Source organism: Ruegeria sp. Ofav3-42 (assembly GCF_022347725.1).
Taxonomy (GTDB): domain Bacteria; phylum Pseudomonadota; class Alphaproteobacteria; order Rhodobacterales; family Rhodobacteraceae; genus Ruegeria.
Genome location: NZ_JAKRGB010000024.1, coordinates 1 through 21,909, shown reverse-complemented (window position 1 = coordinate 21,909; position 21,909 = coordinate 1). Strand labels below are relative to the sequence as shown.

The window sequence follows — 21,909 nt, the reverse complement described above, 5'->3', positions numbered from 1 at the left end:
TTGGATCAGGAGGTTCACCATGAAAACGCTGGAACGTTTCGAGAAGTTTTACTTTGCCAAAGTCGGCATGGGCGAAGCCTGTGGTTGTGCCGAACGGATTATCGATGTGTTCGAATTCAACCGGAAAGGCGGCATGCAATCCAAGCGGGCACTGAAACAGGACCGGCGCAAACGCAGGTCATTCCGGTCGTGGGCGGTCAAATACGGGCTGCTGAGCCGAAAACGTCGGGCTTAAGGTTCCCTCGCAGTTTCCAGCCCATTATGTTTCAATTCGACGAGCGCAAGACGCGGCCAATTGGTCGTTCATTCCAATTGGCCACCGTCGAATGGCTTGTCTAAGCCGCTGCGGTCGCTTCGATCTCGAACAGCAATCCGGGTGCGGCAAGCCGGGTTACACCGACAAGAGTCATCGGCGGTGCGCTTTCGATCGGTCCGAACCGAATGCCCAGCAAGTCGAAGTTCTTGAGCGCTTCGTCCACGTCCGTTGCGTATATGCCAAGTCGGGTGATGTCAGACAAACTCATGCCTGCGGCGGTCAACACGGCTTCGAGATTGTCGAGCGCCAAGCCGATCTGCGCGCGCATGTCACCCGGGTGCTGCGGGTTGCCTTCACCATCAACTGCGGTTTGCCCTGCGCAGTTAACTTGGCGTGTTGCGCCTTCGATCACTTCGGCCTGATTGTAACCCAGATTCAAGGACCAGTCCCAGGGGTTGATAGCGGTGCGTTGCATCGTTGAAGTCTCCTATTGATTTGACTGGCCCGTGCTTAAATCTTTATGGTGTCAAAAATTGACACCTTTATTTGCTGTCCTGATGAAATGAACATTCGCCTTCGCCATGACGCAATCGTGCGCAGCCTTCGTCGAAACGGGACATCCACTGTAGACCAACTTGCAAGTGAAGTGGGGGCGTCGCGGCGGACAATCCTGCGCGACATCAGCGCGCTTCGGGACGAAGGGTTTGTCATCCATTCAGACGTTGGGCGCGGTGGGGGCCTTCAGCTTGATCCGCAGTCCATGCAAACCACCACGCGGCTTTCGGTTCCAGAGGTGTTCGCGCTTCTTATCAGCGTTGCCGCGATGCGAGCGGCCGGGAACCTGCCGTTCTCGTATCTTGCGGACACCGGGCTTGCCAAAATCGAAAAAGCACTGCCCCCGGACAAAGTGAAAGACCTGCGTGACTTTTTGGACTGCCTGTACATCGGGCAGTTGTCGCCACTACAGGACCTTTCCGATATGGGAAAAATGGACCCGGATCTGTTGCCGGTGTTCGAGACGTGTTTCCTGCACCAGCTGCACCTTCGATTTGAATACAAGGACGCAAAAGGTCATAGAACTAATCGTCAGGTCGAACCCCAGGCCATGTTGGTCCTGCCGCCGCTGTGGTATCTGGTTGCCTGGGATCCGTCGCGTGGCGATTTCAGACATTTTCGAATGGACAGGATCAGCAAACCCGTCCGCATTGAAGATCAGACGTTTCGGCGCCGCCATGTTCCCTTTGAAAACGATGTTTGCCCATTCAGTGAACTATCGGGGTGATCACGCCGCTGACGATCTTTGAAAAAACTTCGAGTAATCGGTCAGGGTTGGTTCTGGAGCCAATCAGAGAAAATCTGTGCCGTTACCGTCTGGGCCACACGACGCGGCCGAACGAGGAAATAGCCATAATCTGAAAGCTCGGCATCAGATAGCCGAACCAGCTTGCCGCTTTGTAACTCGTTGTCCACAAGATCATCCATCAGGGCGATCCCCTGGCCGTCGATGACAGCTTGCACGCGGACATTAGGGTCCGGAACGATCAGCACATCACGCCGGGATTGCTGTTTAAGGCCCGCAGTGTTCAGCCAGTCCGACCAGGCATTGCTGTCATCGCGGTCCCGCAGCAGTGTAAAATGAGAGATCGCGCCCTTTATCCCCAAGGCTTCGACCAGACGGGCGGCGTCGGAATTGCCGACTGGAAAGGTCGGCATCGGCATGAAGGGGGTAACGACACCGTCGTCCCACTCGCCGTTGCCCCACTTGATGGCCAGATCGACATCCTGCATTTCACGCTCGGAAAACTGTACCATGGGCTGGATACGCAGCTGCACGTCCTGGTGTTCTTGCATGAAGGACATCAACCGCGGCGAGAGCCACCGCGCGGCAAAATATGTGGACACCCCAACCGTCAGAGTTTGGGACGATACCCCCTTTAACGCATTCAGCTCGGCCTCGATCTCTTCGTAACGCGACTGACAGGCTGCCAGCAGTTTCAAGCCCTCGCCCGTCAGGCGCACGCCGCGGGATGTACGCCGGAACAGGACCATCCCCAGATCTGCCTCCAACGTTTTCACCTGATAACTGATGGCACCTTTGGTCATGTTCAGCGCTTCGGCAGCTTCGGAAAAGCTGGGGTAGCGGGCGGTTTCCACGAACAGCCTGAGAAGATCATGGTGATGAAACAATGGGCGCATTCTTTTATGTATAAATTATTTGAACATAGCGGAAAGAAAAACTCGATTTTCTGGCTCGCAAACTCATGCATCGTGGATCTTGAACGTTTGAACAGGAGGAAGAGCGTTGGGCCAACTTGACGCAGCCGCACACCCTGCTTCACCGGAAAGTCATCGGGGCAAGATGCGTCGCGGCCGGTTGTCTCGTCACAACGCGCAGCTTGAAACCCCGTTATTCAAGGGGCGCAGAATCCCCGCGTACGAACTTTTGGACGAAAGAGCACTCGCCAGGATTGAAGAACAGGCCGACTGGATTCTTGAGACCATTGGCGTCGAATTCCGAGGGGACCAGATCGCTCTGGACCTGTTTGCCGAGGCGGGCGCCAAGATCGAAGGCAACCGCGTGCGATTTGAACCCAGTCAAGCCCGCGCGCTTTGTGAAACGGCCCCGGCGACATTCCAGTTGCATGGCCGCACTCCTGACAAAACCGTGACACTTGGTGGCGACAATGTCGTTTTGATGCCGGGCTATGGCTCTCCATTTGTCACCGACCTGGAACGCGGCAGGCGGTATGCCACGCTAAACGACTTCCGAAATTTCGTGAAACTGACCAGCATCGCACCGGCGCTCCATCATTCCGGCGGAACGGTGGTCGAACCGACAGACGTGCCGGTGAACAAGCGCCATTTGGACATGATGCTGGCCCATCTCACCTTGTCGACCAAGCCCTTCATGGGATCGGTCACCGCACCCGAACGTGCGCGGGACAGCTTGGACATGGTCAGACTGGTCTTCGGGCACGACTTCTTGGATCAACACGCAGTGATGCAGGCCAATATCAACGTCAACTCACCGTTGATCTACGACGACACCATGTCGCGCGCGTTACGTGTGTACGCCGAGGCCAACCAGTGCGTTTGCGTTTCGCCGGCGATTTTTGCCGGGGCGATGGGGCCGCTGTCGCCTGCGGCAGTCGCAGCGCAGACTCTGGCCGAAGCGATGGTTGGCATCGCCTTGACCCAGTTGGTTCGGCCGGGTTGTCCTGTGGTCTTCGGCAGTTTTCACTCCACAATGAACCTGCGTACCGGCGCGCTGACCTTTGGGTCGCCCGAGGCCAACATAACCACCATGGCGCTCAGCCAGCTGGGCCGGAGGTTGGGCGTGCCTGTGCGATCAGGCGGCGGGCAGATCACCGCCGCAAACGCGCCCGATGGACAGGCCATGCAGGACAGCGCGGGCGCAATGTGGGCAACGTTGATGTCCGGAGCGCACCAGGTCTGGCATGCGGCGGGGTGGCTCGAAGGTGGGTTGGTGATGTCCTATGAAAAGTTCATCCTGGATCTCGACCATTGCGGCGCGATGCTGAAATTGCTGCAGGGTTTTGACACCGATGACGAAGCCTTTGGTCGCGATGCGTATCTTGAGACCGGACCGGGCGAGAACTTCCTGTCCACCAGCCACACCCTGCGCCATTACACCTCGGCCAATTTCGAGCCGCAGGTATCAGATGCCGGGCCGTATGAGACCTGGGTCGAAAATGGCGCCCTGACCGCCGATCAAAGGGCATCGGCGCGGTGGCGGCAAATGCTGGAGGAGTACAGACAACCCGACTTGAACACCGGCATCCTGAGCGCGCTGGAAGACTTTGTTTCCGAACGCAAGGCGGCGATGCCTGACGAATGGCACTAGAAAGGACCTCACATGACCGCAGAACTCAGCCGCACCTCGGCGCTTGCGTCGCGCCACGCCGCTCTTGGCTCGGGGCTGGAAGACTGGAACGGAATGGGCACCGCCTGGACCTACAACACCGACCCGAATGACGAACATGACGCTGTGCGCGAAAAGGCGGGCATGTTTGACATGTCGCCGCTGAAAAAAGTGTTCGTACGCGGCCCCGAAGCGCAGGCGGTTCTGGACCATCTGACAACGCGCGATCTGTCAAAAGTTGTGCCCGGCCGGGCAGCTTACCTCTGCGTTCTGACCGAGAACGGTGGAATCGCGGATGACGCGATCGTGTCGAACAACGGAGACGACGAGTGGATGATCGTACATGGCTCGGGCGATACGATGGCGCTATTGGAAGCCTCGGCTGAGGGGCGCAGTGTTCAGTTGGAATTCACCGACGACCTGCATGACCTGTCCGTGCAGGGACCTGCCGCACTAGATATCCTCAACGAACACACCGATATCAATCTGGCTGATTTGGCCTACTTCGAACACGCGCCGGCAACGCTGTTTGGTCATCCATGTCGCGTATCTCGCACGGGGTATTCTGGCGAACGTGGTTATGAAATCTTTGCCGATGGCGCGGTAATCCCCGACATTTGGGACAAACTGGTGGATGCGGGGGTAATACCCTGCTCGTTCACAGCTTTGGACAAGGTGCGGATCGAGGCGGGCCTTTTGTTCTACGGCTATGACATGACCGAAGCGAATACACCGTGGGAGGTTGGGCTTGGTTTCACCGTCAGCCAGTCAAAAGGTGACTTCCGGGGCAAATCCGCCCTAATGGCGGCGAGAGGCGCTGAAAAAATCGCCAACGTCTGCCTCGAAATCGATCATCCGGATATGCTCGACGGCGGTGAAACCCTATCGATCAATGGCGATGATATCGGTGTGATCAACAGCCCGTGTTACTCACATCGCATAAGCAAATCGCTTGCTTTTGCCCATGTCCGACCGGGCCTGCCCCTAGGAACTTCGGTGACTGTTTCGGGTGGGGGCTTGGAAACGACCGCCACAATCGTTGCCAGCCCCATCTATGATCCAGAAAAAACGCGAACCCACGGTTAGTGCAATCGAAATGGACGGCGGAAGTTATACGCAGATGCAAATCAGCAGAATTCGGGCTTTGTTGGGCCCATTAGAGTTTCATAAGCGGCTTTCAGAGGATGCACTCAAATGATCCATAAACAGTCTAAGTGGCATCATGGATCTGTATTCACGCGGAAAGTAGAGGAAGATTCCAGGAGTTGTACCCAGATGCTTTTCGAGTATCGGGCTCAGAACACCTAAATCGATGTCATCAGCAACGTAGTCCCTAAATGTGTAGACTAACCCCAACGCCTTCTTAGCCAGGTCGACAGAAGCCGGAAGGGTGTTCGAGATCAGATTACCCTGCACATCGACGGAGTATTCGTCATCCTTGGCTCGAAAGCTCCAGGGCGCAATTCGTCCCGAGGATTGGAATCTGTAGCGAATGCAATTGTGGTCGAGAAGATTGCGCGGAGTTTCGGGTACTCCATGCACCGCCAGATATTCCGGGCAAGCTACCACAGCAAGCGGCAACGGTGGCGTCAGCCGTACGGCCACCATGTCCTGCGCGATGCGATCGCCCAAACGGAACCCGGCGTGCAGTTCTTCGCCCAGAATATCCGACAGAGCATCCGTCAGAGACAATTCCAATTCGATTTCTGGGTATTCGGGTGCAAAAACTCTTTAGGACCGGGCTGACAAACAGGTGATAGACGAATTCCGGCATAGCCAGCTTTAACGTGCCACGGGCGGCGTGCCCGGTGCTGCGTGCGCTTTCGACGGCCTCAGCAAGTTGCTCAAAAGCCGGGCCCGCCCCACGGATCAAGGCGCGTCCTGCTTCGGTTAAACTGATCGATCTTGTGGTTCGGATGAACAGCGCCGTGCCAAGCTGATCTTCAAGCGATTTCAACTGATGACTGACGGTCGACGGCTTGATGCCCAGCGCTTCAGCTGCAGCGCGCAACGAACCGTGGCGGGCAATGGCGGCAAAGATTTCAAGCGTGGCGAGGGGCAGACGCATGGCAACTCCGGCTGAACCTATTATTCGATACCATACATGAAAGAAGTGAAAAACCGGGGAATTATCGCACAACTGATCAGCGCCTAGATTTACCTCATCACAGCACTGACTGATCAAGAGGATGAACGCGCTATGACCCAATCGACCTGCATCACCCTGCAAAACACCCCGACACGCAACGGCGTTGCCCAAAGCGCCGTAACCTTCGATAGCAACGGAAACACGCTGAAGGGCACGCTTTATACGCCCGAAAACGCCTCAGGCCAATTGCCCACCGTAATCGTAACCGGTGCCTGGACCACAGTGAAAGAGCAGATGGCCGGCACCTACGCCCGTGAGTTGGCCGCGCGTGGTTTTGCCGCACTGGCTTTTGACTTCACCGGCTGGGGCGAAAGCGAAGGAACCCCGCGTTATGTGGAAAATCCTGTCGTCAAGACAGCCGATATTCGCACCGCCGCCGCTTTCCTGACTTCGCTTGATGAGGTCGACAGTGGTCACATCTCGGGTCTGGGGGTTTGCGCCTCTTCCGGGTATATGGCCGAAGCTGTTGCCGACGACGAAAACCTGCAGAAAGTCGCGTTGGTTGCCCCGTGGCTGCATGATCCGGCGATGGCCGAAGGGATCTATGGCGGACCCGAGGTGGCCGCCAGCCTGATCGCTGCTTCTGAGGCGGACAATGCCGTCGATACCGTTCTGCTTGGGGCCAGCACAACCGACGAAAACGCGATCATGTATCAGGCCCCCTATTACACCGAGGAAGATCGCGGCCTGATCCCCTCCTACGACAACAAATTCTCGGTCGCGTCCTGGAAACCCTGGCTGACCTATGACGCACAGGCCAGCGCGGATCGGCTGGCCAAACCGATGCTGATGGTCGGATCGCCTTCGATCGCCCTGACCGCCGGTGCCGCCGCTTATGAGGCCCGAACCAAGGCACCTTTGGAAAAGCTATGGCTGGGCGACGACGTCACCCAATTCGATTTCTACGACCGCAGGGACGCCGTAACCGCAGCATCGGACGCTGTGGCTGACTTCCTGAACGCCTGAAAGGACAAAAGATGAAAGCCCTGACCAAAGCCGCTGCCCTTACCGCAGCGACAATTTCCGGAGATATCGCCATGGCCGCATCCCCAGAAGACAACATCAAGGTCGTGCAGGATTTCTTTGCCGCCTATGGCGCGAACGATCTGGACGGCATCGCCGCCGTGATGGACGAGAAAGTCCAGTGGCACATCCCCGGCCGTCACCCGCTATCCGGCACCAAATCCGGACGTGACGAAGTTCTGGCATTCTTCGCGCAACTGGGCGTCGCAGGTTTTCAGGCAGAACCGATCTATTTCGGCGCGGATGAGACGCATGTGGTTGATATCCACCGCGGCTGGTCCAGCGCCGACGGCAAGCCGAATGTCGATACGACCTGGGCGCTGGTCTACCGGATTGCGGACGGCAAGATCGTCGAGGCCACAAACCTCTCCGCCGATCAGGACGCCGCCAACACGTTCTTCTGGTCGCAATACGATCTGGCCCCTGTGCCCGAACGTCTGGCCAAGTAACCCACCCGTTTCACTCTGAACTCACGGAGATTGACCTATGAAATCCCTCCTCACAGCCGTGCTCGCACTTGCGGGCACATCTACCGCCGCGCTGGCCGAGCTTTCGGATGAACAGCAGGTTCTGAACGCCATCAACAATGTTGGTTACTATGCCGATCAGGGCGACTGGGACATGGTCGCCGCGCAGTTTCACCCCGACGGTGCCGTTCTGGACTACACATCCTACGCCAACGCCTCGGCCGGAACATCAGCAGATCTGCCAACCTTGCTGCCTGCGCAAATTGTGGCGGCGTGGCAGACGGTTCTGCCAGGCTATGACCGCACCCACCACCTGATGGGAACCGAAAGCGTAAGTATCCAGGGCGATACCGCGACCACGACCTCGAACATCCACGCCACACACATTCTTGAGAATGAAGGCGAGAACACCTGGGTCTTTATCGGTGACTACCAGCACGAGCTGGCAAAGACCGATCAGGGCTGGAAGATCACCTTCATGCGCGCCAACCTGCGGGCTCAGCTGGGTAACGAAAACCTGCCTGCTCTCGCGGCGGAACGAGTGAAAGCCGCGAACAACTAGGTCTGGACTAAACAAGGAAGCTTCCATGAAACGTGCTCTCATCACCGGTGCAAACCGTGGAATCGGTCTGGCTATTGCAAAAGAGATGGCAAACCGGGGGCACGACGTCCTGATGGGATCACGTGACCTGAACGCCGGGGAATCGGCCGCTTCCGGGATCAACGCTACGGTAATCGAACTTGATGTGAGTGACCCGCAGTCCATCCTGCAGGCCGTCGAACAAGCCGGGCCCATTGATATTCTGATCAACAACGCGAGTATTTTGGGGTCCGGCAATCTGCTGAACGATCCCGAAGACTTCGCGGCCTCGATGGCTGTGATGGTGCATGGCCCCTATCTGCTGATGCATCACCTGACCCCGCACATGGTGGCGCAAGGCTTTGGTCGGGTGGTCAACGTATCCTCGGGCTGGGGCGCTTTCTCAGATGGGATTGCCGGCCCGGCAGCCTATGGCGTCGCCAAAGCCGCGCTGAATGCACTGACTGTCGCTTCGGCACGCACCCGAGTTCGCCGGACTAACCCTGATGCCGGGTGGTTGGGTGCCCGTTGACGCACTTTTGCAGGGTATGAAGCGGATCGCTCAACCTGTGAGCGTCGAGGAACTGCACAAGATCATTGAGGAGAGCGACAAGAAAAGGTTCACGCTCTCTGATGACGGGACATTGATCAGAGCGGCTCAGGGGCATTCAATCGAAGTCGATTTAGGTCTTGAAGCTATCGGGCCTCCGACGACCTTGTTTCACGGCACAGTCCCATCCAACCTGGACAGTATTTTTGCCGACGGGTTGAAGCCCGGTCGGCGTCAACAGGTGCATCTCTCTGCTGATCCTGAAACGGCCGAGAAGGTCGGGCAGCGGCATGGCAAGCCTGTCGTTCTCCGAATAGATACCGGTGCAATGCACAAATTCGGGCATCAGTTCTTTCGTGCCGACAACGGCGTCTGGCTGACCGATACCGTCCCTGTTGAATTCATCGGGTTCTGACCTGCCGCCACGGGTGCGTTCGTTTCAAGAACCCACCCTCGCAATGACAAGAGAGCAGCCTGCTGGCTGCTCCCCAATGGCTTGACCTTTGCCGCTTACCTAATGTCCAACGGCTATACGACCGAGGCTTGGTAGGCCGTCCATAGGACCGCGATGATCACCAGTTCGACGACCAGCGGAGGCAGAACCGCCTTGTCGAACCCATCTGCCAGAATGCCGACAATGCGCCCAAAGGCCACGACCCCCATCAGGATCGCGACGGCTACGTAACCCAGCGTCTGACCAGTCAACAGGCCGATCACCAGCATGGTCACCGAGGCCAGAAACACCCCGCCGATCACCGAACGGATCGTGCTGAGCCCGGCCGTTCCGACCGGTTCGAGGGCAAAGTTTGCGACCATGCGCCGAGGCGCGAACATCGACATCGTGCCGAGACCCGCCAGCATGAGCGTTGCAAGGATGACAAGGATATTCAGTGTGATTTCCATTTCGTTTCTCCTTTGGTTCAGGCGAACCGGCGCAGGGCCTGGTTGGCGTTATTCTGAGTGGTGATATCTGACAGGATCTCATCAATGCCGGCCTGATCTACGACCGGACCTGTGGGATATCCTGTTTGACTGGCATAGAAGTGGCCGGTCTTGAATTCGGGGTTGAGCAACCCGTCCAAGTACCGTTTCGCACCGATCTCGACGCTGTGCATCATGCCGAACAGCGGCATCAACACGCCGCCGACATGCTTGAAAAAGATGCGCTTTATCAGTGGCAGGTCGTCAAATCCCGCAGTTCCCGCAGTGCCACCCGGGCTCATAGTGACAAAGCGGACGTGAGGATGCTGCCGCGCCATCGCACCCATCCACAAGGTCGCCGTAAGCTTGGCGTAGCCGTAGGTCTGCATCGGGTCACCCTCTGCGCCGAACTTGCTGCCATCGGCGATCGACATAAACTCGTCTACCGAGCCTTCCGTCAGATCGGGGCGTTGCATACCCATTTTGGGAATACCCCGGGCGGCCTCAGACCCGGCGTAAAGAATTGTGGACGTCACCAATTGGCGGTTCAACAGTTCATCCACCAGCACCACATGCCCCAGAACATTGGTCGCGAAAATGGTGGTGACGCCGTCATCCGTCAGGCTGTTGGGCTGCCGCCCACCGGCGCCGCCAGCATTCAGGATCACAGCATCAATGGGGGCGGAAAGTTCAGCCACTGCCGCACGAATCGACGCCACATCTGTGACGTCCATCCGGACAATCTCAAATATCTGACGTCCGGTTTCACTTTCCAGCGCCGCTTTGGCGGCCTCGGCTTTGGTCCGGTTGCGGCAGGCCAGATAGATTTTGTTGATACCCTTCTGCTGGGCAAGCTGGCGCGCGGCCTCGCGCCCGAGGCCAGCATTGGCACCGGTGATGAGCACTGAGTGGATCGGTTTCATGTTGCTTTTCCTTTGCCGTTTCCCTGGAGCGTTGATCGGGCTCCTTTCTGGAGTACAAAGCTAAGGTGTTTGGAAATTGCGGTGTATATGGGTAAAACTGGACAGCATGTGTCAAAAATGAACCAGAGATTTGGAATTTGTGGATGCTGCAAGAAAGTCATGCGTTCAACTGGGATGATCTGAAGGTCTTTCTGGCTGTGGCCCGCACCGGCACGATCCGGGGCGGCGCAGAAAGCATCCTGATCAATCACACCACCCTGACCCGGCGCCTGTCCTTGATGGAGGAACGATTGGGCAGCCGGTTGTTCGACCGCTCGAAACAGGGGCTGGCCCTTACCCAACTGGGCGAGGATCTGCTGCCCTATGCCCAGCGCGTCGAAGAAGAGATGACGGCCGCCTCGCGTGTGATAGTCGGGCGGGATGCACAACCGTCCGGCACCGTCTACCTGACTTTACCCCACGGGTTGGCGATGACATCAATCATGGATGATCTGGCTGCGTTTGCCGATCTCTATCCCGACATCACCCTCAATATGAACTTCACCAATGACGTGGCCGACCTGACACGGCGCGAGGCGGATGTGTCCCTGCGCGTGGCGCATGAAGTGAGCGACGACGTGGTCGGGCGCAAGCTGGTTCAGATGTCACAAGCCGCCTATTGCAACAAGGACTACGCCGCACGTATCCGCGACAACGGCGGGGAGGGCCTTCACCTGATCGGCTGGCACGAACCCGAAGGCGATCTGACAGCGAAATGGGTGAAGGAAAGCTGCTATCCGAAGGCGCAGCTGAGACATCGCGTCTCGGAACTGGTTCCATTGATTACATTGGCGGCGTCCGGTCTTGGCATGGCCTATTTGGCCTGCAATATCGGCGATCGTCACCCTGGTCTGATGCGGGCGCCCTTTCAGAAACCGCTGCCCTATCGCAACCTCTGGCTGCTGCTGCATCGCGATCTGCGCAATACAGCCCGTGTGCGGCTGTTCGTGGATTTTCTTGCGGACAGAGTCACCACCCGCAAAAACGAGTTTTGGGTGATGGGCACCGAGAGCTGATCCAAGGGGACGACGCCACTTTTGCCCGAGAACGCCGAGCCACGATCATCTTGCGCGGTCAGGTAGGGATCAATCCTCTTCCATCCCGGTACACCTGCTTCCAGGGCAGAATAGAATAGGACGCCCTGAGCCCGGTCGGCCAAAACGGATCGGAGTGGATAAGCTGCACGACCGCGCTTTGATCCTCTGCTTCAACGATCCACAGGCCGTCTCGCCCTCTTTTCCCGCCGTCCGTAAGCGGCCCGGCAGCTTCAACAACCGCGGCGTTGCTTTCGAGGAAAGCGATGTGATCTTTCATGTAAGCCGCCCGAATTCCAGGATCGGCATCTGCTGCATCTTCAAACAAGACAATGAATTTCATTGAGTACCCTCGCTTCGCTGTGCCATGCGACTATGGCAGATCATAATTGCCGATTGGCATAATGATTTTGCGGTACTATTCTGCAAAAATGCAGGATCACGATTGGGATGATTTCAAGTATCTGCTTGCACTGCACAGAACAGGCACGCTGTCACAAGCAGCGGGTCGTTGCGGTGTGAGCGAAACGACAGTTGCGCGCCGCTTGCAACGGCTGCAACAAGCGCTGGGAGTCACCCTGTTTTTCAGAGACAGCGCGGGGCGGCACCAACTTGCAGAAGCGGCTCAGCATATACTAGATCACGCAGAAATTATGGAACGCCAGAACATGGCACTGCGGGAAACGCTGCAACGCACCGCTTGTCACATTGCAGGCACCGTCAGGATCAGCGCCGTTCCCGTCATCATCAACCATGTGCTTCTGCCTCAACTCGGAAAGCTGAGCGTCAAGCATCCACATTTGAACGTTGAGCTGGTTCCCGAAGCGCGAAACGTCGACCTGACGAAACGCGAAGCCGATCTGGCTATCCGTTTCTCGCGCCCGGAACAGGGCGGATTGGCGACGAAAGCCCAAAAGTTGGGTGAGTTGAGTTTTGGCGTCTTTTGCGGTTCGCAGCTGACAGCTGAACAGAGGGACGGCGCTGACTGGATTTGCTATGACGAGACCTCAGCATCCCTTCCGCAGGCACGATGGACTGAGGAATATCGCAAGCGGCTCAAGCAGCGGGCAAGCAGCCTCAGGGTGTCTGACATCGACACCGCGATGGAGGCGACTGGTCTGGGCTACGGGAAAGCTATCCTGCCAAACCTGGTGTGCGAAGCTGACACGCGATTTCTCAGCATCGACACTGGCTGGTCAAAGTCAGGCATGACGCGGGATGTGTGGCTGCTGTCGCATTCCGACGAAGCGCGCCTGTCGATAGCAACAGTCAAAATCTGGCTGGCAGAGTTGCCTTGGAGCTGACTACGGTTCGAAAAGGTTCCTTCTGCCGATTAACTGCGGCCAGATTTTCGTGTCGGGCCTTGATAGGGAAAAGTGCGCGTTACCGGCGGGTTATTGTTTCACCAAACAGAGTCGAAATCTGCTTTAGAAAGCAAGTGCTTGTTTCATGTTGCAAGACGCAATCGAAACACGGGCACAAGCCGGAAAAACCCGCCCTTCGGAAAGGTTGGCCTGCCATAGCTCATTTCAAACCGGGGGCGACAGGGCGTGTTTATCTCGGCGTTTACCTGCTCGGGCAAAGGTTTGCCCCCCCCTTTGGCCTTGCGAACATCATGCTCCCCACAGTTTTCTTACGCGCTGACAAGGTTCAGATCGCAATCTTGGATTGAAGCTCGCGGTCTTTGTCAGCTTTGTTTCTGTCAACCAAATGGTCGGCATCTGATGCGGAAGATCTCTGGCGAGCGCGGGTTTCTGTGACAAATGACGCGCTCTGCCTTAAATGTGGCGGGAGATACGGTAAGCGTCTTCGGGGTTAACGTCTTTATTCCCACCAGACACCGAGGAGCCTGCTGAGGCCAACGCCTGACCGGATAAAGACACCGGACACATTCTGGGATGCGCTTGAAAGCGAAGGTTGTGTTGTAACCACTACCTGGACGTACGCCAATGGAAACAGACGCCCTTACCAACGCGACATTCACGTTTCTCGTAAAGTTGGTACGAACCGGGACCAAAGAATAGATCACGCCCAAGAAGATCGAACTTCGGCGAAGCCATAGCGAACACCTTCAGAACCGGTGCGGGTCTGGCCTTTTGAAATTTCGATCGACGGAACACCGGCGGACGTTCATGATATCATCAGCGGATATAGCCGTTGGCTGGCGAAACCCAGACACCAATGCTGATTTTCCATGCCGCGCCGTGTGGTACTATTGGCCAGATGAGGTCGTATGGTGTCGTCAATCCAACCAGAGTCTTGAGGTGGTGGGTATCGGTTAAGGCATCCACTTTCTTCAGGAAGACAACCCGCATCTGATCGGGGCCATGCTGTAGGATTAGCTGCGTCGGCTACCGGCCTGAACACAGGTTCCCGCATAGCTGAGCGCCAATATATACAAATTGGATTTTCTGATTGTATGATTCAACAACCAGTCCGGCGCAATCTGGGGCCAGCTAACGGAGGGAAGCTTTGCTGAATATGACGATCCCCATACCCTTGATACTGGCGGTCGTGTTGCCCGCCTTTCTGGATCGGTGCTCTGGTTCTGACACCAGCGTGGCCCTGGGCGTATTGGCGCGTGACCGTGTGGCTTTGACTGCGACGGCCAGTGAAATCGTCGTGGACTTACCGGTTGCTGAAGGGACTGTCGTCAAGGCTGGCGATACACTGGTTCAACTTGACGCCACCTTGCAGACCGCCAAGCTGGCGCTGGCGCAGGCTGAACTTGAGAAGTCGCAAGCCACCCTTCTCAAGCTGCAGGTCGGACCACGAGAGGAAGAGATCGCGATTGCCGAGGCCAAGGTTGCAGGCGCTGTCGCGCGATTGGCCGATGCCGAGGCCACTTACCTCCGCAACGCCCGACTGGTCGAAAACTCTGTCGTGACCGAGGCACAGGTCGCGAATGATCTGGCCCTGCGGGATTCCGCACGGGCCGAACTGGCGAGCGCCAGAGAGTCGCTGAAAGAGCTGCAAAACGGTACGCGGCCCGAAGATTTGGCCGTCGCCGAAGCCAACGTGCGTGCGGCGGAGGCACTGGTCGAAGCTGAGCAGACCGTTTTGAATGATCTGACGGTCGTCGCGACCCGCGACGGTGTACTGGATTCTCTGCCCTGGAACCTTGGCGAACGCGTTGCACTGGGAAGCCCGGTTGCGGTGATGGTCACCGGCCAGACGCCGTATGCACGCGTCTATGTTCCGGAACCACATCGCGTCAATCTGAAGCCCGGCGTGAATCTTGAAGTGCGCGTCGATGGGCTTGATGCTCCGCTCAAAGGCGTCATCCGCTGGATCAGCGACGATGCCTCGTTCACGCCTTACTACGGGCTGAACCAGGATGACCGGACACGCCTTGTCTTTCTGGCCGAGATCGATCTGCCCGGCGCATCATCGGATTTGCCCGCCGGCGTTCCTGTACAGGTTCCCATGCCATGAGCGATGTCGTCGTCTCGACGCGGGGGCTGACTCGAGTTTTTGGGGAAAACACTGCGGTCAACAACCTGGATTTAGAGATCCGAACGGGCCAGATTTACGGATTTCTCGGCCCGAATGGCTGCGGCAAGACAACCACAATGCGCATGCTGACTGGGTTGTTGACCCCAAGCAGCGGATCGATTTCGGTGCTGGGACAGTCCATGCCCGACGCAGCTGAGCCATTGAAGAGTGAAATCGGGTACATGACCCAGATATTTTCGTATTATCGCGACCTGACCGTGCTGGAAAACCTCAGGTTTGCGGCGGAAATCTACGGTATTCCTGCGAAAGCGGCAAAAGGGCGGATCGACCAGCTACTGCACACCTACGACCTGACGACAAATGTCCATCAGCTCAGCGGCAGTATGAGCGGTGGTCAGAGGCAAAAGCTGGCCCTTGCGGCAACAGTCATGCACCAGCCAAAACTCCTTTTTCTGGATGAGCCGACATCAGCGGTAGACCCCGAAACCCGCAGGACATTCTGGGAGCAATTGTTCGATTTGGTCGATCAGGGCGCAACGATGATCGTGTCCACCCACTTCATGGACGAGGCAGAACGCTGCCACCGGCTGGCCATCCTGCAGCACGGAGTGAAAAAGGCAGACGGGTCTCCGCGTCAGTTGATGGATGATCTGCAGGCTGACGTCGTCGAGGTTGAAGGGCCAGACCTGAGAAAGGTCAAACACGAGCTGGACGGCAAACCCAAGATATTGTCGACCGCGCAAGTCGGATCGCGTCTGCGCGTGCTTGTGGACAAGTCCGAACCACAGCCGGTGGACATGCTGCGCAGTCAACTTGATACGTTCCCCGACCTGTCCCTGTCACCACAACGGCCTAATCTGGAAGACGTGTTTGTCAGCGCAACGCGGGGGCCAGAACAATGATCGCTCCGCGCCGCATTGCTGCTGTCCTGAAGAAAGAACTGCTCCAGCTAAAGCGGGACAGGATGACATTTGCCATGGTCATTATGATCCCTCTGATCCAGTTGCTGCTGTTCGGCTATGCGATCAACACCAACCTGCGCCACGTACCCGTCGCGCTTGTGGATCAATCGCAAACGGAACTGTCCCGGACGCTGGCTCAACTGGTTCAGGCGACGCAGGTTGTGACAATAACCGAAGAACTAACCACCCCACAGGAGGCTGAACGCGCGATCACGGAATCCCGCGTACGTGCCGCGCTGATCATCCCGCTTGATGTGGCGTACAGGCTTGCGCGCAGCCCTTCAGTCGGGTTGGGATTGCCCGATGCAACCGACCAGACCAGCAGCCGCCCCGTTGCCCATTGGATCGTCGATGGTTCGGACACGATGGTCGCCAGCGCGATCAAGTCCCTGCGGACGATGCCCCTGACGGAACTGCTGAAACTGCCACCAAACCGTCAGGTTCCCACGTTCGAGGTAACGCTCTACTTCAACCCGGAACAACGATCGGCCGTCAATATCGTGCCGGGCCTCGTCGGAGTCATCCTGACAATGACGATGATCCTGTTCACCTCGGCCGCCATTGTTCGGGAACGTGAACGCGGGAACATGGAGATGTTGATCAACACTCCGATCAAGTCGATCGAGCTGATGGTTGGGAAAATCATCCCCTACATCTTCCTGGGTCTGATCCAGGTCGCGATCATCCTCGGGCTCGGGCACGTCCTGTTTGACGTTCCGATCAATGGCGGGTTGGGTGTGCTGCTGGTGGTGACATTGCTGTTCATCATCGCCAGCCTGTCCCTTGGGCTGGTGATTTCCACCCTCGCCCAGAACCAGCTTCAGTCCATGCAGATGACAATTTTTATCCTGTTGCCCTCGATCCTGATGTCCGGGTTCATGTTTCCGTTCGACGGTATGCCCCAACCGGTCCAGATCATCGCGCAGATCCTTCCGGCAACACATTTCATGGACATGATACGTGGTGTCGTGCTGCGTGACGCTTCACTGTACGAGTTACGCTGGGAAATCCTCTGGATGATAGGCTTTGCGGTGTTCGGGCTGTTTGCAGCTACACTGAGGTTCAAAAAACGACTGGGTTAGGACCAGCCTGGCGGCCTCACATCTTGGCAAGTTTAGAATTGATGCCGCGGACAAAGACCCTTTTCGCTTCACTGGCGAAATGAACCAGCGCGATTTGCGGACAGGGCAATGACTTTTTGGAGTGACTTAATGAATGATTAAACTGCGCGCCAGAGTGCCGCAATTGGCTGGATAGTCGGGCTATTCGAGAAGCATCGCGCCTCTTTTCACTTCGTGGGAGGGCTAGCCGTACTTGCTTACGGCGGGACGCATCCACTGAACGACATCGACGTATACATCGATTTATCGGACGGCAGGAACACATTCCGGATTGAGCTATGCAGCCACAGAGAACAGATTGTGCTGCAAGAACCAAGCAGTCAAAGATTGATTGCCGATCGTTAACCTTTTGGGTTCCGACTGGCATCTTTCATAGCTTTGCCAAGCTCTTCCCCGTATTCCGGGTTCGCGAACAGCCTTCGAAACAGCACGTCCACACGACTGTCAGGCCATTCACGCGAGAGTTTATCCGATAGGGCCTGCGCTTCACTTTCATTACCCAGCATTTGATGAGCCGCCATTAGATATGCAACGGTCACAGGCCCGACAGGGCCACCTTTTTCGGTCACTTGTTCAAAAGCGGATACGGCACCTTCGAAGTCCTTTAGATGGAACTTTGCAGACCCCATTGCGTTCTGAAACACATAACCCCGATCCAGATCGATTTTCGACAGCGCATCTTCGCTGATCGCCACGACTTGTTCGAATTCCCCGGAATAAAGCAGGATCAGTGAGACAAATTCCAACACATGTACATCATTTGGAGCCAGGCGATGAGCTCTTTCTGCAAAGTCCATGGCCTCTGCCCAGTTGCCTTTGGCAAACTCGACCCAGGCCTTTGCAGACTGGCTCCAACCGGTTTCCGGTGCCAGCTCAATCGCTTTGCTGGCCTGCGCGTCCGCGTAACTCAGCATATCCCGGACCAGATCGGAATCCGGTGACACCACAGCAATTGTTGCGGCAACCTGTGCTGCACCTGCATGGCCGCCAAAATAGCTGTCATCGTTGTCGATTGCTCCCTTGAATATAGTCAAAGCCGCGTTCAGCCGTGCGGGTTCCAAGGCCGGAAAAATCAAATCTCGGCCCGAATTCGCCAGATTCACGGCCTGAAGCCGCATGGGGGAGGCATCAAATATGGCGCTACGCTCATCTCGGCTCAGGCCGTCGACCGGCAAACTGCCCGGAACATCCCGCCTTGTCGAATTCCACAAAAACGCCGCGGCAAAACAGATAAGAACCAATACTGCAGAAATTCCAATGAACGGTCGAAGCCAGGTGCGCGCCTTGGTTTCCGGTTCGCGTAAATCGGATTGAGCCGTCTCGGGCGACCTGATCGATATCTCCGGCGCATATCCGCCCTTTGGCAGGTCGAATACAGTGCCTTCGTCGCGACCCTCTTCGGCATAGTATTCTGCCAGCTTGCGACGCAGGCGTCCGGCGTCCACCCGCACTACGTTTTCTCGCCGCGCCATCTCGGCCATGGTCCCGCCATAGACATCCATGGCGATTGTTTTGGCGCGAATGTCATCGGCCCGGCCATTGAGCGATTCCTCAACGACGTAAATGAGAAAATCCTGCAATCTCTGGGAACCTGCGAAAGTTGAGGACCCGACAAGCCGTTGGAGTGCCGCCCGCACATCCTTGGCGTCAGGCGCCGCGCCTTTATTCAAAACAGGCGATGTGTTTCTGGATAATCCCATATTTTCAGTAATTTACGAATTCGATTACACCGTATTATGCCCCGATATACCTGTTGTGAGAAGTGATTTCGGTGAACACTCCGGTAAATCTGCTGATCCATCGAACGAGCCCGAAAATGAAAGGTTCCGTCCTTGATGCCCTGTTTCCCGACCAACAAGCCGCGATTGCAGACTTACGGCGTGCGGACACGGTATTCGATGAGATTTGCCGGGACTATCTGCTTCTCAGCGATGAGTATCTCTCCATGGACACTGAGCCGGGAAGCCAATCGTACCAGTTCGCCTGCGATATCCGAGAAACCCTGGATGGTCTTCGAGATGAAATCGCCCAATCGCTGAGGCGTGCTGGAAAGATGTAATCCAAAAAGGGGAGGGGAAACCAATGAGATCAATATTGAAACATGCTTCGGCCATGGTCCTGGTAGCTGGCACGAGTTACGCACAGGACGCGCCCATCATTCATGACGGAGAGTTTCAGTTTCTCCGCGCACAGTTTGGCGAGCAATGGGGCGCTCAGGATACCGAAATCGAAGCGAAACTTGCCGAGATCCGCGACGCCAATGGCGGAATGCCACCCAATATACTTTACATCCTGATCGACGATGTGAGTTTCGGTCAGATGGGCAACCGAACGATGAACTATGTCACCGGTTTCGACACGCCCAACATCAACGATTTTGCCACGGAAGGCATGTCCCTGATGAGGATGTATACCGAGCCATCCTGCACACCAACGCGAACAGCGATGTTGACTGGTCGCCATCCGGTGCGCGCGGGCGTCGAAGAGGTCAAAGTGGCACTTGTGGGCGAAGGCCTTGCGGCCGAAGAGGTCACGATTGCCGAAATCCTGAAGGAAGAAGGGTACAACACCGCGCATGTCGGGAAATGGCATCAAGGCGATATTGAACAGGCCTACCCGCACAATCAGGGGTTCGACTGGGCGGCTTTTCCTTTGCATCAGCAGGTTCAGCTCAGCCTGATGACACGGGACGCAATGGTTGCCAACAACATGCTTGGCTACCATGCGTCAGGTCAGTCGAACCAGTTCCAATTAGACCAACGTTTCAAACCCTACGGCCTTGTAACTGGTGTTGAAGGTGAAGCAGGCGGCCTTGCCCGCGAAGTCGACATGGCACCGGGCGAGGAATGGACACAGGCGAAATACGAAGAGATGAACCTGCGCTATCAGCGGCAGGCGTTGGAGCAACTGGAGCATTTGGCCGCGCAGGACGACCCGTTCTTCATGCAATACTGGCCGCTTTATCCGCTGAACTTTGCCTATCCGGATGAGGCTGTTTCCCGCAACGGCGGCTTCCATGCGGACAAGTTACAGGTTCTGGATGGCTGGATCGGCGAAGTTCTGGCCAAGCTGGATGAGACCGGGAAGGCAGACAACACCGTCGTCATGATCATGGCGGACAATGGCCTGATGTATCACTACGAGGGGACATCCGGCCTGAACCAGTTGATCTATCGCGGCGGCAAGACCCAGCACCTTGAAGGCGGCGTGCGTACCGATGCCTTCATTCGCTGGCCCGGTGCAATTGCACCAGGCAGTGCGGCGGGTGACATCGTGCATGTCTCAGACCTGTTCACCACTTTTGCCCGGATAGCGGGCGCGACCGACCGCATACCGCGCGACCGGGTGATCGACGGGATCGACCAGACCGCGCTGCTGCTTGAGGGCGAAGGCAACTCGCGCCGCGACTATGTCTATGTGTACGAAGGGCCGGTCTTGCGATCAGTCGTCAAGCAAGAATTCAAGATGCACCTGCCGGCCCCCGGACAGCCTGGCGCGGCAGCACCCGTGTTCAACGTCTATCGCGACCCTCGCGAGGAACATCCACTTGTTGGATACTCGCTGTGGTCCGGAGCCTCATTCCAGGACATGGTCAAGCGCCATCAGAAAACCATCGCCAATCACCCGCATCTGCCGCTTGGAAAGGGTGTTCCATATGAAGGGATTGAGAACCTTCGACCCGAAAGCGAACTGACCCGGGAAGTCTTTTCCAGCTGGCAATAATGAAATGGCTGTTTCGCAAACTTTGGAGTTAGGTTGATGCGAGTGCGAGTTCTGATTTTTTTGACGGGATTGCGCGACTGCTTCCATGGCCCCGTGGAGATTAAGTGAACGTGGCCAGACCTAGGGTCAGGATGCATTGATTTTTGCTGCGCACCGTGATTCACGGCTTGAAATACGGAGCGGTGACATGAGCGACCTCTATTGGCTGACCGACGAACAGATGGCCAGGCTCACCCCTTTTTTCCCAAAGTTGCACGGCAAACCTCGGGTTGATGACAAACGGGTTTTGAGTGGGATTACCTTCATCGATCGCAATGGCTTACGCGGTCGGGACGCGCCTTCTGAAAAAAGGGATGGAGCTTGGCGAGATATATGCACCCGCTGCCGTCGTTGGGCGGCTGACAGCTGAGGAGAACACCTCAAATGTGTTTGTGGTGGATGGGTCGCAGAGGCTGCACAGCTCCGTAACCATGGACGTGTCAGAAGTTGACTACGTCCAAGACCAACCGAGAAGTGATGGCAGTACGGTTTCCCGAGGACCAGTTAGGCCACGTTTTCGCGCCTTGGAAGCCATCCGTTCAACTCAAACTGGCGCCCAAGGTCGAGAATGAAACGAAGTAGTCGACGGTTTATGAGTCATCGGGTAATTTGTGGCTGCTTCCCTCGGAGCTGAAAGAGGGCTCACACTTCTGGCTGTCGAAGCTGATGGAAGGAAGCAACCATGAAACACTATGCCGGACTGGATCTGTCGATGGACAGCACGCAGGTGTGCATCGTCGATGAAGGCGGTGAGAAAGTCGTCTCGATTAAGGTTGAGAGCGC

22 protein-coding genes and 3 pseudogenes are annotated in these 21,909 nt (G+C 56.7%); 17 read left to right on the top strand and 8 right to left on the bottom strand.

Annotated elements, in window-relative coordinates; translation table 11 throughout:
- Window positions 1–19: 19 nt before the first annotated feature.
- A complete protein-coding gene (locus MHN28_RS22830; protein WP_239345142.1) occupies window positions 20–235 on the top strand; it encodes a hypothetical protein in 216 nt (71 codons plus the stop codon).
- Window positions 236–335: 100 nt separating this feature from the next.
- On the opposite strand, the gene MHN28_RS22825 is transcribed toward MHN28_RS22830, so the two are convergent.
- On the bottom strand, window positions 336–731 hold the full coding sequence (locus MHN28_RS22825; protein WP_239345140.1) for a RidA family protein: 396 nt from the start codon (window positions 729–731) through the stop codon (window positions 336–338).
- Between the two features lie 87 nt (window positions 732–818).
- Between MHN28_RS22825 and MHN28_RS22820 the strand changes: the two genes are divergently transcribed.
- Window positions 819–1,538 (top strand): YafY family protein, encoded by a 720-nt coding sequence (locus MHN28_RS22820; RefSeq protein ID WP_239345138.1) that lies wholly within the window; start codon window positions 819–821, stop codon window positions 1,536–1,538.
- Window positions 1,539–1,579: 41 nt separating this feature from the next.
- Here MHN28_RS22820 and MHN28_RS22815 read toward each other — a convergent pair whose 3' ends face one another.
- Window positions 1,580–2,443, bottom strand: a complete 864-nt coding sequence (locus MHN28_RS22815; RefSeq protein ID WP_239345136.1) for a LysR substrate-binding domain-containing protein — start codon at window positions 2,441–2,443, stop codon at window positions 1,580–1,582.
- Between the two features lie 115 nt (window positions 2,444–2,558).
- Here MHN28_RS22815 and MHN28_RS22810 point away from each other — a divergent pair, with 115 nt between their 5' ends.
- The gene (locus MHN28_RS22810; protein ID WP_239345134.1) at window positions 2,559–4,121 is read left to right on the top strand and encodes a trimethylamine methyltransferase family protein; all 1,563 of its coding nucleotides are present in this window, start codon (window positions 2,559–2,561) and stop codon (window positions 4,119–4,121) included.
- A gap of 12 nt (window positions 4,122–4,133) precedes the next feature.
- Entirely contained in the window at window positions 4,134–5,225 is a 1,092-nt protein-coding gene (locus tag MHN28_RS22805) for an aminomethyltransferase family protein (RefSeq protein WP_239345132.1), read from the top strand.
- A gap of 78 nt (window positions 5,226–5,303) precedes the next feature.
- Here MHN28_RS22805 and MHN28_RS22800 read toward each other — a convergent pair.
- Both MHN28_RS22800 and MHN28_RS25155 read right to left on the bottom strand, forming a co-directional pair.
- A pseudogene (locus MHN28_RS22800) lies at window positions 5,304–5,852 on the bottom strand (LysR substrate-binding domain-containing protein); the annotation flags it as partial.
- A 175-nt stretch (window positions 5,853–6,027) separates the two neighbouring features.
- Window positions 6,028–6,207, bottom strand: a pseudogene (locus MHN28_RS25155) (LysR family transcriptional regulator); the annotation flags it as partial.
- 132 nt (window positions 6,208–6,339) lie between these two features.
- Between MHN28_RS25155 and MHN28_RS22795 the strand changes: the two are divergent.
- From MHN28_RS22795 to MHN28_RS22775, 5 genes are read left to right on the top strand one after another with little or no spacing between them, the layout of a single operon-like run.
- Window positions 6,340–7,254, top strand: coding sequence for an alpha/beta hydrolase (locus MHN28_RS22795; protein ID WP_239345128.1), 915 nt, complete (start codon window positions 6,340–6,342; stop codon window positions 7,252–7,254).
- 11 nt (window positions 7,255–7,265) lie between these two features.
- A complete protein-coding gene (locus MHN28_RS22790) occupies window positions 7,266–7,760 on the top strand; it encodes a nuclear transport factor 2 family protein (protein ID WP_239345127.1) in 495 nt (164 codons plus the stop codon).
- Window positions 7,761–7,797: 37 nt separating this feature from the next.
- Window positions 7,798–8,340, top strand: a complete 543-nt coding sequence (locus MHN28_RS22785; RefSeq protein WP_239345125.1) for a nuclear transport factor 2 family protein — start codon at window positions 7,798–7,800, stop codon at window positions 8,338–8,340.
- Between the two features lie 25 nt (window positions 8,341–8,365).
- Window positions 8,366–8,890 carry an SDR family NAD(P)-dependent oxidoreductase gene (locus MHN28_RS22780; RefSeq protein WP_239345123.1) on the top strand — a complete coding sequence of 175 codons (525 nt, stop codon included), beginning with the start codon at window positions 8,366–8,368 and terminating at the stop codon, window positions 8,888–8,890.
- Complete coding sequence (locus MHN28_RS22775; protein ID WP_239345121.1) at window positions 8,880–9,323, top strand: RNA 2'-phosphotransferase; 444 nt, start codon at window positions 8,880–8,882, stop codon at window positions 9,321–9,323. The genes MHN28_RS22780 and MHN28_RS22775 overlap by 11 nt, the downstream gene beginning before the upstream one ends.
- Window positions 9,324–9,436: 113 nt before the next feature.
- Here MHN28_RS22775 and MHN28_RS22770 read toward each other — a convergent pair whose 3' ends face one another.
- Together MHN28_RS22770 and MHN28_RS22765 are read right to left on the bottom strand one after the other, a co-directional pair.
- The gene (locus MHN28_RS22770; RefSeq protein WP_239345120.1) at window positions 9,437–9,811 is read right to left on the bottom strand and encodes a DUF4345 family protein; all 375 of its coding nucleotides are present in this window, start codon (window positions 9,809–9,811) and stop codon (window positions 9,437–9,439) included.
- 17 nt (window positions 9,812–9,828) lie between these two features.
- The gene (locus tag MHN28_RS22765) at window positions 9,829–10,752 is read right to left on the bottom strand and encodes an SDR family NAD(P)-dependent oxidoreductase (RefSeq protein ID WP_239345118.1); all 924 of its coding nucleotides are present in this window, start codon (window positions 10,750–10,752) and stop codon (window positions 9,829–9,831) included.
- 143 nt (window positions 10,753–10,895) lie between these two features.
- On the opposite strand from MHN28_RS22765, the gene MHN28_RS22760 reads away from it, so the two are divergent.
- Entirely contained in the window at window positions 10,896–11,807 is a 912-nt protein-coding gene (locus MHN28_RS22760; RefSeq protein ID WP_239345116.1) for a LysR family transcriptional regulator, read from the top strand.
- A 58-nt stretch (window positions 11,808–11,865) separates the two neighbouring features.
- Here the strand turns inward: MHN28_RS22760 and MHN28_RS22755 are convergent, their stop codons facing one another.
- Entirely contained in the window at window positions 11,866–12,168 is a 303-nt protein-coding gene (locus MHN28_RS22755) for a YciI family protein (RefSeq protein ID WP_239345115.1), read from the bottom strand.
- A gap of 61 nt (window positions 12,169–12,229) precedes the next feature.
- Here MHN28_RS22755 and MHN28_RS22750 point away from each other — a divergent pair, with 61 nt between their 5' ends.
- From MHN28_RS22750 to MHN28_RS22735, 4 genes are all read left to right on the top strand, one after another.
- The gene (locus MHN28_RS22750) at window positions 12,230–13,129 is read left to right on the top strand and encodes a LysR family transcriptional regulator (protein ID WP_239345113.1); all 900 of its coding nucleotides are present in this window, start codon (window positions 12,230–12,232) and stop codon (window positions 13,127–13,129) included.
- A 1,177-nt stretch (window positions 13,130–14,306) separates the two neighbouring features.
- Complete coding sequence (locus tag MHN28_RS22745; protein ID WP_239345111.1) at window positions 14,307–15,260, top strand: HlyD family secretion protein; 954 nt, start codon at window positions 14,307–14,309, stop codon at window positions 15,258–15,260.
- A complete protein-coding gene (locus MHN28_RS22740; protein WP_239345109.1) occupies window positions 15,257–16,183 on the top strand; it encodes an ABC transporter ATP-binding protein in 927 nt (308 codons plus the stop codon). Before MHN28_RS22745 ends, MHN28_RS22740 begins: the two co-directional genes overlap by 4 nt.
- Entirely contained in the window at window positions 16,180–17,325 is a 1,146-nt protein-coding gene (locus tag MHN28_RS22735; protein WP_239345108.1) for an ABC transporter permease, read from the top strand. Before MHN28_RS22740 ends, MHN28_RS22735 begins: the two co-directional genes overlap by 4 nt.
- A gap of 380 nt (window positions 17,326–17,705) precedes the next feature.
- On the opposite strand, the gene MHN28_RS22730 is transcribed toward MHN28_RS22735, so the two are convergent.
- A complete protein-coding gene (locus MHN28_RS22730; RefSeq protein WP_239345107.1) occupies window positions 17,706–18,944 on the bottom strand; it encodes an adenylate cyclase in 1,239 nt (412 codons plus the stop codon).
- Between the two features lie 236 nt (window positions 18,945–19,180).
- On the opposite strand from MHN28_RS22730, the gene MHN28_RS22725 reads away from it, so the two are divergent.
- The 3 genes and pseudogenes from MHN28_RS22725 to MHN28_RS22715 all read left to right on the top strand — a co-directional run.
- Window positions 19,181–19,423 carry a hypothetical protein gene (locus MHN28_RS22725; RefSeq protein ID WP_239345105.1) on the top strand — a complete coding sequence of 81 codons (243 nt, stop codon included), beginning with the start codon at window positions 19,181–19,183 and terminating at the stop codon, window positions 19,421–19,423.
- Between the two features lie 23 nt (window positions 19,424–19,446).
- Window positions 19,447–21,087 (top strand): sulfatase-like hydrolase/transferase, encoded by a 1,641-nt coding sequence (locus MHN28_RS22720; RefSeq protein ID WP_239345103.1) that lies wholly within the window; start codon window positions 19,447–19,449, stop codon window positions 21,085–21,087.
- Between the two features lie 187 nt (window positions 21,088–21,274).
- Window positions 21,275–21,484, top strand: a pseudogene (locus MHN28_RS22715) (transposase); the annotation flags it as partial.
- Between the last annotated feature and the right edge of the window lie 425 nt (window positions 21,485–21,909).